General features: G+C 63.0%; 17 protein-coding genes. 6 read left to right on the top strand and 11 right to left on the bottom strand.

Going from position 1 to position 15,664, the window contains the following annotated elements:
* Positions 1-56: 56 nt before the first annotated feature.
* Positions 57-410 carry an FAD-dependent oxidoreductase gene (locus NKI95_RS22295; RefSeq protein WP_352719388.1) on the bottom strand — a complete coding sequence of 118 codons (354 nt, stop codon included), beginning with the start codon at positions 408-410 and terminating at the stop codon, positions 57-59.
* Positions 410-1,306: a flavin monoamine oxidase family protein gene (locus NKI95_RS22290; protein ID WP_352719387.1), complete on the bottom strand. Its 897-nt coding sequence runs from the start codon at positions 1,304-1,306 to the stop codon at positions 410-412. The genes NKI95_RS22295 and NKI95_RS22290 overlap by 1 nt, the downstream gene beginning before the upstream one ends.
* 185 nt (positions 1,307-1,491) lie before the next feature.
* Between NKI95_RS22290 and NKI95_RS22285 the strand changes: the two genes are divergently transcribed.
* On the top strand, positions 1,492-2,292 hold the full coding sequence (locus NKI95_RS22285) for a lytic murein transglycosylase (RefSeq protein WP_352466610.1): 801 nt from the start codon (positions 1,492-1,494) through the stop codon (positions 2,290-2,292).
* A 106-nt stretch (positions 2,293-2,398) separates the two neighbouring features.
* On the opposite strand, the gene NKI95_RS22280 is transcribed toward NKI95_RS22285, so the two are convergent.
* Together NKI95_RS22280 and NKI95_RS22275 are read right to left on the bottom strand one after the other, a co-directional pair.
* The gene (locus NKI95_RS22280; protein WP_352719386.1) at positions 2,399-2,941 is read right to left on the bottom strand and encodes a hypothetical protein; all 543 of its coding nucleotides are present in this window, start codon (positions 2,939-2,941) and stop codon (positions 2,399-2,401) included.
* Between the two features lie 638 nt (positions 2,942-3,579).
* A complete protein-coding gene (locus NKI95_RS22275; protein WP_352719385.1) occupies positions 3,580-4,803 on the bottom strand; it encodes an argininosuccinate synthase in 1,224 nt (407 codons plus the stop codon).
* A gap of 168 nt (positions 4,804-4,971) precedes the next feature.
* Between NKI95_RS22275 and NKI95_RS22270 the strand changes: the two genes are divergently transcribed.
* Positions 4,972-5,613 (top strand): LysE family translocator, encoded by a 642-nt coding sequence (locus tag NKI95_RS22270; protein ID WP_352479689.1) that lies wholly within the window; start codon positions 4,972-4,974, stop codon positions 5,611-5,613.
* Here the strand turns inward: NKI95_RS22270 and NKI95_RS22265 are convergent.
* From NKI95_RS22265 to NKI95_RS22255, 3 genes are all read right to left on the bottom strand, one after another.
* Positions 5,585-6,064: a hypothetical protein gene (locus NKI95_RS22265; protein WP_352719384.1), complete on the bottom strand. Its 480-nt coding sequence runs from the start codon at positions 6,062-6,064 to the stop codon at positions 5,585-5,587. The two genes, NKI95_RS22270 and NKI95_RS22265, sit on opposite strands and share 29 nt — an antisense overlap.
* A complete protein-coding gene (gene rlmN / locus NKI95_RS22260; RefSeq protein WP_352719383.1) occupies positions 6,061-7,293 on the bottom strand; it encodes a dual-specificity RNA methyltransferase RlmN in 1,233 nt (410 codons plus the stop codon). Before rlmN ends, NKI95_RS22265 begins: the two co-directional genes overlap by 4 nt.
* 190 nt (positions 7,294-7,483) lie before the next feature.
* Positions 7,484-7,990: an invasion associated locus B family protein gene (locus NKI95_RS22255; RefSeq protein WP_352719382.1), complete on the bottom strand. Its 507-nt coding sequence runs from the start codon at positions 7,988-7,990 to the stop codon at positions 7,484-7,486.
* Positions 7,991-8,350: 360 nt separating this feature from the next.
* On the opposite strand from NKI95_RS22255, the gene NKI95_RS22250 reads away from it, so the two are divergent.
* Positions 8,351-8,959 (top strand): methyltransferase family protein, encoded by a 609-nt coding sequence (locus NKI95_RS22250; RefSeq protein WP_352719381.1) that lies wholly within the window; start codon positions 8,351-8,353, stop codon positions 8,957-8,959.
* A gap of 45 nt (positions 8,960-9,004) precedes the next feature.
* Here the strand turns inward: NKI95_RS22250 and NKI95_RS22245 are convergent, their stop codons facing one another.
* The 4 genes from NKI95_RS22245 to NKI95_RS22230 form a co-directional block, all read right to left on the bottom strand.
* Positions 9,005-9,367 carry a YkvA family protein gene (locus NKI95_RS22245; protein ID WP_352719380.1) on the bottom strand — a complete coding sequence of 121 codons (363 nt, stop codon included), beginning with the start codon at positions 9,365-9,367 and terminating at the stop codon, positions 9,005-9,007.
* A gap of 92 nt (positions 9,368-9,459) precedes the next feature.
* On the bottom strand, positions 9,460-9,756 hold the full coding sequence (locus NKI95_RS22240) for a 4a-hydroxytetrahydrobiopterin dehydratase (RefSeq protein WP_292665165.1): 297 nt from the start codon (positions 9,754-9,756) through the stop codon (positions 9,460-9,462).
* Between the two features lie 6 nt (positions 9,757-9,762).
* The gene (gene thpR / locus NKI95_RS22235; protein WP_352719379.1) at positions 9,763-10,359 is read right to left on the bottom strand and encodes an RNA 2',3'-cyclic phosphodiesterase; all 597 of its coding nucleotides are present in this window, start codon (positions 10,357-10,359) and stop codon (positions 9,763-9,765) included.
* Between the two features lie 136 nt (positions 10,360-10,495).
* Positions 10,496-11,140 carry an arylesterase gene (locus tag NKI95_RS22230; protein WP_292665168.1) on the bottom strand — a complete coding sequence of 215 codons (645 nt, stop codon included), beginning with the start codon at positions 11,138-11,140 and terminating at the stop codon, positions 10,496-10,498.
* 106 nt (positions 11,141-11,246) lie between these two features.
* Here NKI95_RS22230 and NKI95_RS22225 point away from each other — a divergent pair, with 106 nt between their 5' ends.
* The 3 genes from NKI95_RS22225 to NKI95_RS22215 all read left to right on the top strand — a co-directional run bounded on the left by NKI95_RS22225 (position 11,247) and on the right by NKI95_RS22215 (position 15,504).
* Positions 11,247-11,957: an ABC transporter ATP-binding protein gene (locus tag NKI95_RS22225; protein WP_352719378.1), complete on the top strand. Its 711-nt coding sequence runs from the start codon at positions 11,247-11,249 to the stop codon at positions 11,955-11,957.
* The gene (locus tag NKI95_RS22220) at positions 11,957-14,506 is read left to right on the top strand and encodes an ABC transporter permease (RefSeq protein ID WP_352719377.1); all 2,550 of its coding nucleotides are present in this window, start codon (positions 11,957-11,959) and stop codon (positions 14,504-14,506) included. The genes NKI95_RS22225 and NKI95_RS22220 overlap by 1 nt, the downstream gene beginning before the upstream one ends.
* A gap of 218 nt (positions 14,507-14,724) precedes the next feature.
* Positions 14,725-15,504, top strand: a complete 780-nt coding sequence (locus NKI95_RS22215) for a Bax inhibitor-1/YccA family protein (protein ID WP_352719376.1) — start codon at positions 14,725-14,727, stop codon at positions 15,502-15,504.
* The last annotated feature ends 160 nt before the right edge of the window (positions 15,505-15,664 follow it).

Genomic DNA, 15,664 nt, shown 5'->3' with positions numbered 1-15,664 from the left:
TGCGAGCAGGAGAACGCCAAACGCCTGTCAGCTGCCCGCGTTCCTGCCGGCCGATGCTATTTTGCCGCAAGCTGGGCGACGACCTCCTTGGCCACTGCCTCGCCCGACAATCTGGCGCCGCCGCAGGTCTGCATCAGCGGACCGGCCAAATGCTCGCCGGCGAAGAAGATCTTTTCCGCCACCGGCTGCATCAGCGTGGCGCGCGCTTGCGAGCGGCCGGGCCGCGCCGCCGCATAGGCGCCGCGCACGAACCGCTCAGCGCCCCAATTGGTCATCATTGCGCGTCCGACATGCTTTCGTATGTCGCCGCCAAAGATGCCGCAGAGCCGGTCGACGACGAAGTCGATGCCGGCCGCCTCGCCCGCCGCCGACATCTCCCAGGCGAAATCGCCGCCGACGAAACCGACCATCAGATCGAGGTCGAAGGGAAAGCAGAGGCGAAGTAGATGTCGTGCCTGGCCAGCCGCTCGATTAGCAAATCGTCGAACGGCTCCAGGCCGAGCCTTGTGCCGGATATTTCGACCGGCAGCTTGGTCAGCATGCCCATCGGCAGGTCGAAGAAGGCGGAGAAATGCGCATCGGGGAGTGCAGGCGAGAACGCAACCTCCTCGAAGGCGAGCACTGCCGGCGAGGCGGTGACGACGACAGCCTTGGCGCGGATGGTGCCGCGATCGGTGACGCAGGCTACGCCCGGCCCATCCCAGATGATCTTGCGCACCGGCGTCGACAGTTCCACCGGCACGTCGGCACCGAAGCGGGCAACCAGCGTACCGAAGCCTTCCCTGGTGAAATAGTTCGGATCGAGATCGGCGGCGGCCTGAAAGTCGCGGATCGATATCTCGTCCTCGTCGGCGCCGAAATCCATCGGCCCGGCGAAGGTTGCGGCGGCGCGCGGCGCGTGTCCCTTGGCGAGCAACGCCGAAAGGCGGTCATCGTCGCCTTCCCTCACCTGATGTGCCGCCACCAGTTCGAACAGCCTTGCGTCGGCCACCTTCATCGCGGCCTCTTCGGCTTCGCTTGCCTTTCGCTCACGGTAATAGAGATGATCGACATTCATGTCGTGGTGATGAAGCGTCCAGGCGGCGGCTTTCGCCTCGGGAAAGTAGGGGTTGCGGTCCGCGGCATGCAGCCAGGCGCAGCCGATGTCGAACGGCACGCCGAAATGCTGGTCGCTGGTCCAGGCGCGGCCGCCGATGCGGTTCATCGCTTCCAACAATTTGAAGGAAAAACCGGCGGCGCGCAGGGTCTTGGCAGCCGAAAGTCCGGCCGAACCGGCGCCGATGATCACGACATCAACGTCTTCCATGCTTATTCTGTCCCCGCCACAATAATTACTTGATCGTAGGCAAATTCCCGGACATCCGCCAGTGTGGTGGATTTGAAGTTCCTGCTGTATTGAGTGCATCGGCGCAGCGCCGGGACAGTGACAAGCAGGTGTTTCGCTGGCAAATTCGCAATTGGGAACGTGATTCAGGCAACCAGGAGAGCAGCATGGCATTTCTTGCCAAGGGGAAGATGTTTGTAGTGGCCACGGTGGTGGCGGTGCTTGCGCTGGCGACGGGCGCGCAGGCGGCGGCCAGTTGTGGCAAAAACGGCGCCGGCTTCGAGGCGTGGAAACCGGAGTTTGCCGCGGAGGCCAAGGCCGACGGTGTCGGCTCGAAGGGTCTGGCCGCTCTGGCCCGCGCAACCTACGCGACAAAGACGATCTCCGTCGACCGCGCCATCCATAAGGCTTTCAGCGGCTCGGTGGAAGCTTTCATGAAGCGCCGTGGCGCGTCCGCGATCATTGCCAGGGGCCGTGCGCTGAAGAAGGCCAATGCTGCGCTGTTCGACAAGATCGAAGGGACCTACGGCGTGTCGCCGGGTGTGTTGCTCGCCATCTGGGGTATGGAGACGGGCTTCGGTTCCGCCATGGGCAACCAGAATACGGTCTCTGCCATTTTAACGCTTGCCTATGATTGCCGCCGTCCGGAGTTCTTCTATCCGCATGCCATTGCAGCCCTGAAGCTGGTTGATCGCGGAGCGCTGAGCGCCTCGTCGGTTGGTGCCGCGCATGGCGAGATTGGCCACACGCAGTTCCTGCCCGGAAATGTGTTGACGTATGGCGTAGGCAACAAAAATCTGCGCGACAAGAGCACTGCGTTGGCTTCCACCGCCAACTTCCTCAAGGGTCATGGTTGGCGGCCGGGCGCCAGCGCGCAGGCGAATATCGGCGCAATTGCTGGCTGGAATTCGGCGAGCGTCTATCAACAGGCCATCGCCCGCATGGCCACGGCGATCGATGCCGACTGACAGAAAACTCTAGAGCTTTGTTTTAACGCAATTCCGGACGGAAAACCGTTTCACACTTTTCCTGGAATTGCTCTTCGGCAGAAAGCCCGGCCACGCGCCGGGCTTTCTATTTCACGTCGAGCGCATAGGAGCAGCCGGCGAGCACCGTGCCGGGATGTGAATCAACGGTTGAGACATTGAGCGCAATGCGCATGGAAAATGTCATGCCGTCCGCTTCCTCGCTGCTTTCGACGAGCACCTTCTCGCCAAGGAATTTGTCCGGTGTCGCGAGTTCGGGTGTGATGCCGAGCTCGCGGGCAAGGTCCGGTGCGGAAACGCCGTCGAGAACCGCCATCGGCCCGGTCGCGGCAAAGACGACGGACGCCGTCTCGCGGCCGAAGACGCGGACCGGTGCAGGCAGCTGATATTGCCGGAGGAAGGGATTGCCGGCGGGAACTTCCTTCCAACCAAGTTTTTCCGCCGCGCCGGGCTCACCGCTCAGCCACAAGGCGAACCCGCCGTAGGCCGGCGCGTCGGCCCTACATTCAATCAGCGCGGCGAGGTCGAGCGAGGCGGGGTCATAGTCGTTGGCTTTGGCGACAGCCAAGTTCGCGAGAACAGCCAACGCGGGCAGGAAACCGGTTCTAAGAGTGGCCAGGCGCCTGGGCATATCACTCTCAATAATGCGCGTAGCCACTCAAGGGGCATTTCTGTGAAACGGGAGCCTCGAAGGTGCCGTCAACACCGTTGCAGGTGCGAAACTTGAGCGTTATGGCGCCGGGGTGGCCGCTTTTGGCTTGCCCTCGATGACTACCGGGACTCCGGAATCCTGCGCGTAGCCGCTCAACGGGCATTGCTGGGAAACGGGAATCTGGAAGGGGCCGTTAAAACTTTTGCAGGTACGGAATTTGGAGTTCAGCGGGGCCGGGGTAGCCGCCTTTGGCTTGCCCTCGATGACTGTCGGGACTCGGGGACCCTGCGCGTAGCCGCTCAACGGGCATTGCTGGGAAGCGGGAATCTGGAAGGGGCCGTCAAAACTTTTGCAGGTATGGAATTTGGATGTTTGCCCCGACGGGGGTTGCGTCGATTGACATCCGGTAAAGACGGCCACCGCCGCAAGCATAAGAAAAATTCTGTTTTTTCACTTGTCAAAGCACTCCGATGCGCAAGACAAGTAAGATTAAACCATCGGAAGGTCAAACAGGAAACGATCTGAGGGCGCGGCCTCGATTATATTAGGTACGCCAAATAAAACCCGGCGTATTCACCGGGTTCCTAACTCGTCTAAGCATTTGGCCTGTTGGAATATCAGCCCTTGCGGTTGCGCGCCGCCAGCGTGCGCAGCCTGAGCGCGTTGAGGCGGATGAAGCCTTCGGCGTCCTTCTGATCGTAGGCGCCGCGGTCGTCCTCGAAGGTGACCAGCGCGTCGGAATAGAGCGTCTTCCTCGACTTGCGGCCGGTGATCATGACGTTGCCTTTGTAGAGTTTTAGCCGCACCGTGCCTTCGACGTCTTCCTGGCTCTTGTCGATCATCGCCTGCAGCATCAGCCGCTCGGGCGCGAACCAGAAGCCGTTGTAGATGAGCTCGGCGTAGCGGGGCATGAACTCGTCCTTGAGATGGGCGGCTCCGCGGTCGAGCGTGATCGATTCGATCGCCCGGTGGGCCGATATCAGGATGGTGCCGCCGGGGGTCTCGTAGACACCGCGCGATTTCATGCCGACGAAACGGTTCTCGACCAGGTCGAGCCGGCCGATGCCATTGTCGCGGCCGAGATCGTTCAGCGCCGCCAGCATCGTCGCCGGCGACAGCTTCTTGCCGTTGAGCGCAACCGGATCGCCCTTGAGGAATTCGATCTCGATCTCGGTGACCTCATCGGGCGCATCCATCGGCGAGATGGTGCGCTGGTGGACGAATTCCGGCGGCTCGCTCCAAGGGTCTTCCAGCACCTTGCCCTCGGAGGAGGAGTGCAGCAGGTTGGCATCGACCGAGAAGGGTGCGTCGCCCTTCTTGTCCTTCGGCACCGGGATCTGGTGCTGCTCGGCGAAGTTGATGAGATCGGTGCGCGACTTGAACGACCAGTCGCGCCAGGGCGCGATGACCTTGATGTCGGGGTTGAGCGCATAGGCCGAGAGCTCGAAACGCACCTGGTCGTTGCCCTTGCCGGTGGCGCCATGGGCGATCGCGTCGGCGCCGGTCTCCCTGGCGATTTCGACAAGATGTTTCGAGATCAGTGGCCGGGCGATCGAGGTGCCGAGCAGATACGTGCCTTCATAGACAGCGTTGGCGCGGAACATCGGAAAGACGAAATCGGATACGAACTCCTCGCGGACATCGACGATGCGGATATCCTTGATGCCCATCATCTCGGCCTTGCGCCTAGCCGGCTCCAGTTCGCCACCCTGGCCTAGATCGGCGGTGAAGGTGACGACCTCGGCGCCGAGCTCGGTCTGCAGCCATTTCAGGATGATCGAGGTGTCAAGGCCGCCGGAATAGGCGAGCACGACTTTCTTGACGGCTTTTGCTTTCGACATGGTGGGCGGTTCCGCGACAGGGGTTCTTCGCGGGCGAGGTATCACGGCGTTTTAGGCCAGCGCAAGGGACGAACGATGCCTGGACCAGATGCTGTATCGCCCGGAGGCTGGCGAGGACACGGCTCTTGCGGTATGGCTGCGCCGTCTTTTGCCGCTACGAGACGAACCATGTCCTTCATCCCCGACAGTACGACGCTTATCCAGTTCTCCATCGCCACCTTCATCCTGGCGATCACGCCTGGGCCTGATATGACGCTGTTCGTGTCGCGCACGCTGAGTCAGGGCCGCGCCACCGGCTTTGCCTCGATGGCCGGCGCCTTGTGCGGCACGCTGATCCACACCACGCTGGTGGTGGTCGGCGTCTCGGCGCTGATCGTCGCCTCGCCGATGGCGTTCTTCGTGCTGAAGATTTTCGGCGCCGGCTATCTGGTCTTCCTGGCATGGCAGGCGATCACAAAAGGGTCGGCGTTTTCACCGGAGAAGAAGAGCGGGCCGCAGATATCGCTGTTCCGCAGCTGGGCGGCGGGGCTCGGGGTCAATCTGCTCAACCCAAAGATCATCCTGTTCTTCATGACCTTCCTGCCGCAATTCGTCTCCGCGCATGATCCCAACGCGCCGGGAAAGCTGTTCTTCCTCGGCGCGATGTTCGTCGTGCTGGCGATCCCGGTGACGGCGCCGATGGTGCTGGCGGCGGAAAAATTCTCGGCCGCGATGAAATCCAGCCCGCGCGTGACGCGCGTCGTCGACTATCTCTTTGCCGGAGTTTTTTCGGCCTTCGCGCTCAAGATCCTGACGGCCCAGGCGAAATAGGGCGTCCGATCTGACGCCAGCTTCCGGCCGAGCGCCCGGCGCTCAGCCAGTAGAAAATACCGCCGACCATGCCGCAGCCGATCACCGCCAGCATGACGCTGGTATTGGTAACCTCGAAATTGGCATCGGCCGTCTGGTGGACGAAGCCAAGGAAGACCGCCGAGACCACAGCACCCGCCAGCGCATAGAACAGCCAGTCACGCCGGCCAAGGATCTCGGAGACGAGGATGGCGATGGCGGCCGGCATGAAAGCGAAATAGGCGACGAACAGCGCGACGAAGGGGATTGAAAACCACAGCGAAGCCTGCGCCGCCGGTTGCGTCTCGTCCGTCATCAGCCCAAGAGACGCCAGGAACATGATGTTAAGGAAGGCGCTTGCCGCCAGCGAAGCAACGCCATAGCCGACAAGGATGACGGCGAAGCGGATCAGATAGGCGACGAGGCGATTCACGCCTCGCCGTGCCCCGCGATCATCATCGCTTCCAGCGCCAGCCGGTCGACTTTGCGCATGCGCTCGGAGTCCGACTTGAGCTGGCCGCAGGCGGCGAGGATGTCGCGGCCGCGCGGCGTGCGGATCGGCGAGGCATAGCCGGCATTGTTGATGTAGTCGGCGAATTTCTCGATCGTCTCCCAGTCCGAGCACTGGTAGTTGGTGCCCGGCCACGGATTGAACGGGATCAGATTGATCTTGGCCGGAATGCCCTTGAGCAACTTGACCAGCGCCTTGGCGTCTTCGATGGAATCGTTGACGTCCTTCAGCATCACATATTCGAAGGTGATCCGCTTGGCGTTGGACAGGCCGGGATAGGCACGGCAGGCAGCGATCAGCTCGTTCAGCGGATACTTCTTGTTGATCGGCACCAAAAGGTCGCGCAGATCGTCATTGGTGGCGTGCAGCGAGATCGCCAGCATGACGCCGATCTCCTCACCGGTGCGGAAGATCTCGGGCACGACGCCCGATGTCGAGAGCGTGATGCGCCTCTTCGAAAGGGAAAGCCCGTCGCCGTCTGAAGCGATCAGCAGCGCCTTCTTCACCGCCTCAAAATTATAGAGCGGCTCGCCCATGCCCATCATGACGATGTTGGACACCTTCCGGCCCTCGGCCGGCACGATGGCGCCGTCGGGCGTGTCGCGGTCGGGGAAATCGCCGAGCCGATCGCGGGCGGTCAAAAGCTGGGCGAGGATTTCCTCGGCGGTCAGGTTGCGCACCAGCTTCTGCGTGCCGGTGTGGCAGAAGGAGCAGGTCAGGGTGCAGCCGACCTGCGAAGAGATGCAGAGCGTGCCGCGGCCTTCTTCGGGAATGTAGACGGTCTCGATCTCGACCGGCCGGCCGGCGCCGCGCGGCGGAAAGCGGAACAGCCATTTGCGCGTCCCGTCGGAGGAAATCTGCTCCTCGACGATCTCGGGCCTGGCAACGGTGAAATGCCTGTCGAGCGCGGCGCGCAGATCCTTGGAGATGTTGAACATGCCGGCAAAATCGGAAACGCCGCGCACATAGATCCAATGCCAGAGCTGCTGGGCGCGCATTTTCGCCTGGCGCTCCGGCACGATGCCGGCAGCGACAAGGGCGGCCCCGAGTTCGGCGCGCGTCAAGCCGATCAGCGACGGCTTTTCAGGCGTCGTGCGGGTGCGCAACGCGTCACGCGCGCCTTCGGCGGTAAGATCGAATGAAAGGGTCATTGTTGCGCCAATATAAGCGATTTGCGGCCGATTACAGCATCGTGCCCGAAATGAAGCGCGGCGCATAGCACAGGTTAGCGGCGGAGTCATGCCGGGTTCTCCCTTCTCCCGCAAGGGAGAAGGAAAGACCGCACGACCGCTGGGTCCTTTACGCTGCTGTGTTAGGTAGTGAACATCCCGGACGAGGACTCTACTTGCACTTGGCGATCGAGGCCAGCGCCGCCGAGATGCCCTTCAGCGAGAAGACGTAGGTGGTGGTGTTGCCGCGGCCGGACTTGGCCGACACCTTCATGTCGGTGCCGGTCTTCATTGCGGCGATCAGCACCGGCTCCTCGGCGGCGTTCTCGACCCAGGCCGACTTGCCGCGCGTGAACATCGAGAAAGACTTCTTGTCGATGGTGACGGTGGCCTTGGAACCCTCCTGGAAGGTATAGCCGGCGATGAATTGCGGCTCGTAGGACACTTGCTGCCCCGGCCGCTGGCTGACGAAGAAGAACATATCGCCGTGATCGAGCGTCGGCGGCTGCTTGTCGGTTGGCACCGTCAGGACATAGCAGACCTTGCCGCCGCCCGACGCCTGATAACTGTAGGTGCCCCAGGCATTGTGCTGGCCGATCTTGGTTGCCGACTGCGCCAGCGCGGGCACCGTCAAGGCCACCAGGGCCAGGCTGGAAACTATAGCAATCAATCCGCGCATCGCTTTTCCCGTATTCCACTGGTGCGGCGGCAGGCCGGCCCGGCGTCCTGCCCGTCGCTTCATTTTGATTTAATCTGGGTTACCAAACGGTGAATTCCCCTGAGAAAAGGATGTTCACGCCAGGAAACCGCCGCCGTCTTCGCGCTGCCGCTCGAAAAAGCGGCTGGCGCAATGTCCCTGCCGCGACTTGGAGGCCACGAAAACGGCAAGAGTTTGACTTTTCAAGCAGCTAGGTCTTGCGGCGATTCTCGCTTTTTTGAGGTGCGTGACGAATTTCCCTGCAGGCGGTACCATGTCTGCGTTCGCCGCCACGGCACTCGGCCAGGGTGCCCTCCTTGGCGGCTTACGGGAGATTTGGCCATGGCCATTTCTGAGACAGTCCTGATCCTGGCGGGCGGCACAGTCGTCCTGGCGATCGTGTTCGGCATTCGTGTCGCCGTCCGCGCGGCGGCCAGCGGCGCGGTGCCACGGTCGGATGGCGGAGAGATGGCAGGCGGATCGGGCGCGCCTGACGTGCCCGGGGTCATTGCGCTGCCGCCTTTGATCTTCCTCGGCTTCCTGGCGGCGGCAACCGTGCTCGAGGTGCTCGCGCCGCTCCCGGTCATGGCCGGGCAGGCCCTCGCCCGCTATCTGGCCGGCGCTGTGCTCGCGGTGTGCGGCTTTGTGCTCATCTTTATGGCGGCGGGCCGCTTTCAGGCCGCTGGAACCAACATACCACCGACCTTGCCAACGACCGCGCTGGTCGTCGACGGGGTCTATCGGCGGACCAGGAACCCGTTCTATCTGGGAGCGACCCTCATCTATCTGGGCCTCGGCGTCGCGGCCGGAAGTCTTTGGGCTATCGCGCTCGTCATCCCCCTGCTGTGGGTGATCAATACCGGCGTCATCGAGCCGGAAGAGCGCTACCTCGAGCGGAAGTTCGGAGATGTCTATCGCGCCTACAAGGCGCGGGTGCGGCGGTGGGTTTGACGGCCGGAAAGTCGGATCTCGCGCGATTTTTTGCGTCGCACCGGCTCAGCTCTTGTCGGCGATGGCCTGCTTGGCGGCGAGCCGGTGCGCCGGCGTGATGTGGGCGCTGACGGCGGTAATCGCGGCGGTCAGCACGGCGATGTCGTCGGTGAAGCCTAGCCCAAGGATGAAATCGGGGATGACGTCCGTCGGCAGCACGAAATAGCCGAGCGCAGCCAGCAAGGTGCCCTTGGCGCGCAGCGGCGTCTTCTTGTCCATGGCGCAGTAATAGGCGGCGACCACCTCTTCCATGAACGGGATCTGCCGGGCGGCCCTCTTCGCCGTACGCCAGAACTTTTCGCGCACTTCGCTCTCATTGCCCGGCTTGCTGCCGAGGCCGAAGAAATCAAAACCGGATTTTTGCGCCATCAATCTCTCCTTGCCGCCGTCGCGTGACTTCACGCGTGACCGCGAGGCAAAATGTGGTGAAAGCTGAACCTCGCTGCAAGGTGCAGATAGGCTCAGCCGCCGAAATAGCGGTTCATCTTCCTGGCTAGATCGAAATCCAGCGCCGTCAGGCCGCCGGCGTCGTGCGTGTTGAGGGTCACGTTTACCGTCTTGTAGACGTTCGACCAGTCGGGATGGTGGTCCATCTTCTCCGCCGCCAGGGCGACGCGGGTCATGAAGGCAAAGGCTTCGGAGAAATTCTTGAAGGTGAAGGTGCGGGTGATCGAGCCACCATCCTTGGCCAGCGACCAGCCGTCGAGGCCGGCAAGTTCGGCGCTGATCGCTTCCTTTGCAAGTTTCTCCCTGGCCATGTCCGTCTACCGCATGATCCGCGAAGCGTCGGCGGCACCGACCAAACGGCTGGCGACGCGGCTGTCGGCACCCGAAAGCGGCCAAGCTTCCTCGACGACGTAAGGCCCGCCGCCGACCGAGTCGCGCGACGACATCAGCACGAAGCGGCCGACCCGGAACGGCAGCGTCGAAAAATTGCCGCGCGCCGACAGATACTGGGCGACGTCGAGCGGGCTCGAATTGCGCAGGCGGGCCAGCGTCACATGCGGCATGAACTTGCGCGGGTCGGCCGGGATGCCGAGCCGCTGGCAGATGCGCTCGATCTCGGCCTGCAATGCGGAAAGATCGGGCGAAGCGGCGACCCCGGCCCACACCGCATGCGGCTTCTTCTGGCCGAAGGCGCCGACGCCGGACAGCGTCAGCGGGAAGGACGGGCGGTGAACACGGTCGAGCGCGTTGGCGATCTCGTCGGCGACATGGCCCTCGACATCGCCGATGAAGCGCAGCGTCAGATGATAGTTTTCGACGTCGATCCAGCGGGCTCCAGGCAGGCCGCCCCTGAGCAGGGACAACGAAAGAGCGGCATCACGCGGTATTTCGAGGGCGGTAAAAAGACGCGGCATGGGAAGCCTCCTGTCCTCGAATCGAACTCTTGCCCTAGCGAATCATCGATATTCAAACGGGGCAAGGGGTTTGTTGGTCGCAGGCCTGCCTAAAAGCTTCCCCTGCGGAAGGCGTTGCGGCGGCGAACCCTCGCCTTCAGGAATTGCCCCGGACCGCTTCAATGGTCTTCTCCACGCTGGGCAGGATACCCTCGACGATGCGGTCGACGCCTCGGGCGTTTGGATGAAGACCGTCTTCGAGCTGCAGGACGGATTGGCCGGCGATGCCCTCGAGAAAGAAAGGATAGAGCGGCACGCCGTATTTTTCAGCCAGTCTCGGAAAGGTCGCGTCGAAGGCGGTCTGATAATCGGCGCCGAGATTGGGCGCCGCGCGCATCCCGGCCAGCAACACAGCGATCTTGCGCTGCTTCAGCTTTGCCAGCATGGCGTCCAGGTTCTTTTCCGCTATGGCGGGCGAAACGCCGCGCAGCATGTCGTTGGCGCCGAGCTCCAGGATGACCAGTTGCGTGCCGTCCGGCACCGACCAGTCGAGCCGCGACAGGCCGCCGCTCGTCGTATCGCCGGAGACGCCGGCATTGGTGACCGTGACATCGTAGCCCTTGGCGCGCAGCGCCGCCTGCAGCTTTTCGGTAAAGCCTTCCCCTGGCCCGAGCCCAAAGCCTGCCATCAAGCTGTCGCCGAAACCGACAATGGTGAAGGGCTCGGCGCGCGCCGACGGAATGGCGCCGCAGATTGTGAGAAAAAGGGCGAAGGCTGCGGCAAAGGTGTGTTTGAAAGCCATGCGGCAGGCCCCATATGACGAGGAACATCGGTTTGCGAAGGCAGGTTTTCATCTTTGTCAAGCATCTGATGCTCTGCCCTCATTCCCCCATATAGGACGATTTGTTTTGGAAGAAGCCGTCATTTCGCTGAAAGACGTATCGCTGACACTCGGCGAAGGTGCATCCTCGGTCCATGTGCTGAAGGGCGTCAGCCTTGATGTCGCGGCCGGCGAGGCAACCGGCATCGTTGGACCTTCAGGTTCGGGAAAGTCGACATTGCTGATGGTCTTGGCCGGGCTTGAAAGGGTCGATTCGGGGGCGGTACGAATTGCCGGCGAGCTGCTCAACGGCAAAAGCGAAGATCAGATCGCATCGTTTCGGGGACGAAACATCGGTATCGTGTTCCAGTCTTTCCATCTCATCCCCAATATGACGGCGCTGGAAAACGTCGCCGTCCCGCTGGAGCTTGCCGGTCATGTCGATCCGTTCGGCGTGGCGGCGCGCGAGCTGGCGGCGGTCGGTCTCAGCGATCGCGTCACCCATTACCCCGGCGAATTGTCTGGCGGCGAGCAGCAGCGCGTGGCGATCGCCCGGGCGCTGGCGCCGTCGCCGCGCATCCTGATCGCCGACGAGCCGACCGGCAATCTCGACCAGGCGACGGGGCGGCACGTCGCCGACCTGCTGTTTGCCAAGGCGGCCGAACGCGGCATGACGCTGGTGCTGGTCACGCATGACCCGGTGCTCGCGGCGCGCTGCTCGCGCCAGGTGTCGATGCGGTCGGGGCTGATCGAGGACGCGCCTGAGCCGGCCACCAGGGCCGACAAGGTGACCGCCTGATGCCGCTGTCGCAAACGCTGAGGCTCGCCTTTCGGTTTTCGCTGCGAGAAATGCGTGGCGGGCTGTCCGGCTTCCTGATCTTCCTTGCCTGCATCGCGCTCGGCGTCGCGGCAATCGGCGGCGTCAATTCGGTGGCGCAAGCGATTTCCGCCGGTGTTGCCGACCAGGGCCAGACGCTGCTCGGCGGCGATCTCCGCTTCCAGCTCAACCAGCGCGATCCTACCAGAGCCGAACGCAGCTTCCTCGACCGGCTTGGCACGGTTTCGCACAGTGCCAACATGCGCTCGATGGCGAGGCTCGAGGACGGCTCCGACCAAGCGCTGGTCGAGGCCAAGGCGGTCGACGGCGCCTATCCGCTCTATGGCGCGCTGGAGACCGAGCCGGTGCTGTCGCGAGAGGATCTGTTCGACCAAAAATCCGGAGTCTTCGGCGCCGCGGCGCCGGACCTTTTGTTCGAGCGGCTGAACCTTGGCATCGGTGACCGGCTGAAGCTCGGCAGCGCGACCTTCGAGCTGCGCGCCAGGCTGGTCAACGAGCCGGATGCGGTGTCGGATGGCTTCGGCTTTGCGCCGCGGCTGATGGTGTCGACCGACGGGCTTGCCGCTTCCGGCCTGATCCAGCCGGGCAGCCTGGTCGAGAATGCCTATAAGGTCCGCCTGCCCGGCGGCACCACTGAGGCACAGATCAAGGCGATCCAGGAGCAGGCGGCAAAAGAGTTCCCGCAGGCCGGCTGGTCGATCCGCACGCGCAGCAACGCAGCGCCGGCGCTGTCGTCCAACATCGAGCGGTTCTCGCAATTCCTGACGCTGGTCGGGCTGACGGCGCTGGTGGTCGGCGGCGTCGGCGTGGCCAATGCCGTGCGTGCCTATCTCGACGGCAAGCGCGGCGTCATCGCCACCTTCAAGAGCCTGGGGGCTTCGGGGGGGTTCGTCTTTGCCGTCTATCTGGTGCAGATCCTGATGATCGCCGCTCTCGGCATCACGCTGGGCCTGGTGCTTGGCGCGCTGATGCCGTTCGCGGCCAGCGCGGCACTCCAATCGGTTATTCCGGTGCCGGCGGAAGGTGGGTTCTATCCCGGCGCCCTCGGCATGGCAGCGCTGTTCGGGCTGCTGGTGACGCTGGCTTTCGCCTTGCTGCCGCTCGGCCGTGCCCGCGACGTGCCGGCAACGGCGCTGTTTCGCGAAATGGGTTTCGAGGGTCGGGGTTTTCCCCGCCCGCTCTATATCGCCGCGGCATTGGGTATCGCCCTGCTCCTGGCGGTGCTGGCGATCCTGTTTTCCGGCGACCGCCATATTGCCTCGATCTTCGTCGGCGCCACGGTCTTGTCGTTCCTGGTGCTGCGTGTCGTCGGCACGCTGGTGCAGTGGGCGGCGAAGAAAAGCCCGCGCGTGCGCTCGACCGCGCTCAGGCTCGCCATCGGCAACATCCATCGGCCAGGCGCCTTGACGCCATCGGTGGTTCTGTCGCTTGGCCTCGGGCTGACGCTGCTGGTGACGTTGGCGCTGATCGACGGTAATCTCAGGCGGCAGATCTCGGGCAGCCTGCCGGAACGGGCGCCGAACTTCTTCTTCGTCGATATCCAGAGCGGCGACGTCGATGCTTTCTCTGCGCTGGTCGGCAAAGAGGCACCGCAGGGGAGGCTGATCAAGGTGCCGATGCTGCGCGGCCGGGTGATGGCGCTCAACGGCGTCGCTGTCGACAAGGTCAAGGTTCCGGCCGAAGGCGCCTGGGTACTGCGCGGCGATCGCGGCCTGACCTATGACGCAAAGCTGCCGGAGAATGCGACGCTGACCGAGGGCAGCTGGTGGTCGGAGAACTATTCCGGCGAGCCGCTGGTTTCGTTTTCCGCCGAGGAAGGCAAAGAGATCGGGCTGAAGCTCGGCGACACCATCACCGTCAACGTGCTCGGCCGCAACATCACGGCCCAGATCGCCAATTTCCGCCAGGTCGAATGGGAAACCATGGGCATCAATTTCGTCATGGTGTTCTCGCCCAACACATTTGCCGGGGCGCCGCATGGCTGGTTGGCGACGCTGACCGAGACGAATGCGTCGGCGGCCGACGATGCGCGTCTTCTCAACGCCGTCACCCGGGCTTTTCCAGCGGTGACGACGGTCAGGGTCAAGGACGCGCTCGAAATCGTCAACCGGCTGGTGGCGCAGCTCGGCACGGCAATCAGGGCAGCGGCCGGCGTGGCGCTGATCGCCTCGGTGCTGGTGCTGGCCGGGGCGCTCGCCGCCGGCAACCGGGCCCGCATCCACGACGCGGTGGTGCTGAAGACGCTGGGAGCGACCAGGAGAACACTGATCGCCGCCTTTTCGCTGGAATACATGCTGATCGGCCTTGCCACCGCGATCTTCGCGCTGGCGGCGGGCGGTGTGGCGGCATGGTTCGTCGTCGCGCGCATCATGACGCTGCCATCGCACTTCATGCCCGAGGTGGCGGTGGCGACCATCGGCTTTTCACTGGTGGTCACGGTCGGTATCGGCCTCGCCGGCACGTGGCGGGTGCTGGGCCACAAGGCGGCGCCGGTGCTGCGGAATCTTTGAGCCAGAGCCGGTTTCGATTAAATCTCGTTAATGTTTCGGCCGGGAAGGCCAATAAAACCGGATCTCCCGCACTTCACGGAGCATTACGTTTGGTTACGGTCTTGTCCTTTACGCCAAGAACCATCATATTTCGGCGCAGGCATGCTGGAGCCCCGCCAGCGGCGCCTGGGTTCAAAGGACCTGACACCGGACGGGGCAGAAGCAATATGAGGATTTCCATGGCTGATCCCGTTCGCAATTATCAGACGCGCGCCGTGCCCGGCGCCGGCGTCGATGCTGCCATCGACCAAGGCCTGCGCGCCTACATGATCAAAGTCTATAACCTGATGGGGCTTGGTCTCCTCATCACCGGCCTTGCCGCGGTCGGCACAATCATGCTGGCCACCACCAGCGATCCCGCCTCGGCGGTTGCGACGTTGCCAAGCGGCGAGATGCTGACGTCGTTCGGCTACGCGATCTTCGGCTCGCCGCTGAAATGGCTGGTGATCTTTGCCCCGCTGGCAGCGGTGATGTTCCTGTCGTTCCGAGTCCAGTCGATGAGCGTTTCGGCCGCGCAGACGACGTTCTGGGTCTATGCCGGCCTCGTCGGCCTGTCTCTCTCGTCGATCTTCCTGGTCTACACCACCGCCAGTATCTCGCAGACCTTCTTCGCCACCGCCGCCGCCTTTGGCGGGCTGTCGCTCTACGGCTACACGACCAAGCGTGACCTCTCGGCGTTCGGTTCGTTCCTGGTCATGGGCCTGGTCGGCCTGATCATCGCGATGGTGATCAACATCTTCCTGCAGTCGTCGGCGCTTTCCTTCGCCGTTTCGGCGATCGGCGTGCTGATCTTCGCGGGCCTCACCGCCTACGACACGCAGAACATCAAGGAGATGTACTTCGAGGGCGACCAGACTGATGTCGCCGGCCGCAAGGCGATTATGGGCGCATTGAGGCTCTATCTCGACTTCATCAACCTGTTCATGTTCCTGCTGCAGTTCATGGGCGACCGTCGCTAGTACGGCGTTCTTTGTTGACTATGATCTTTTCCGAAAACCGGTTTCCACTTTTCGGGATCATGGTCTGACTGGACCAGCGAGTTTGGAAAGGGCGGCCTAATGGCCGCCCTTTTCTTTTGTGCCGGCTTTTGCTGTGATATAGGGCAGATGAACGACGTGC

This window comes from Mesorhizobium sp. M0306 (assembly GCF_040321655.1).
GTDB lineage: Bacteria > Pseudomonadota > Alphaproteobacteria > Rhizobiales > Rhizobiaceae > Mesorhizobium.
This window is presented reverse-complemented; position numbering and strand designations above follow the sequence as displayed.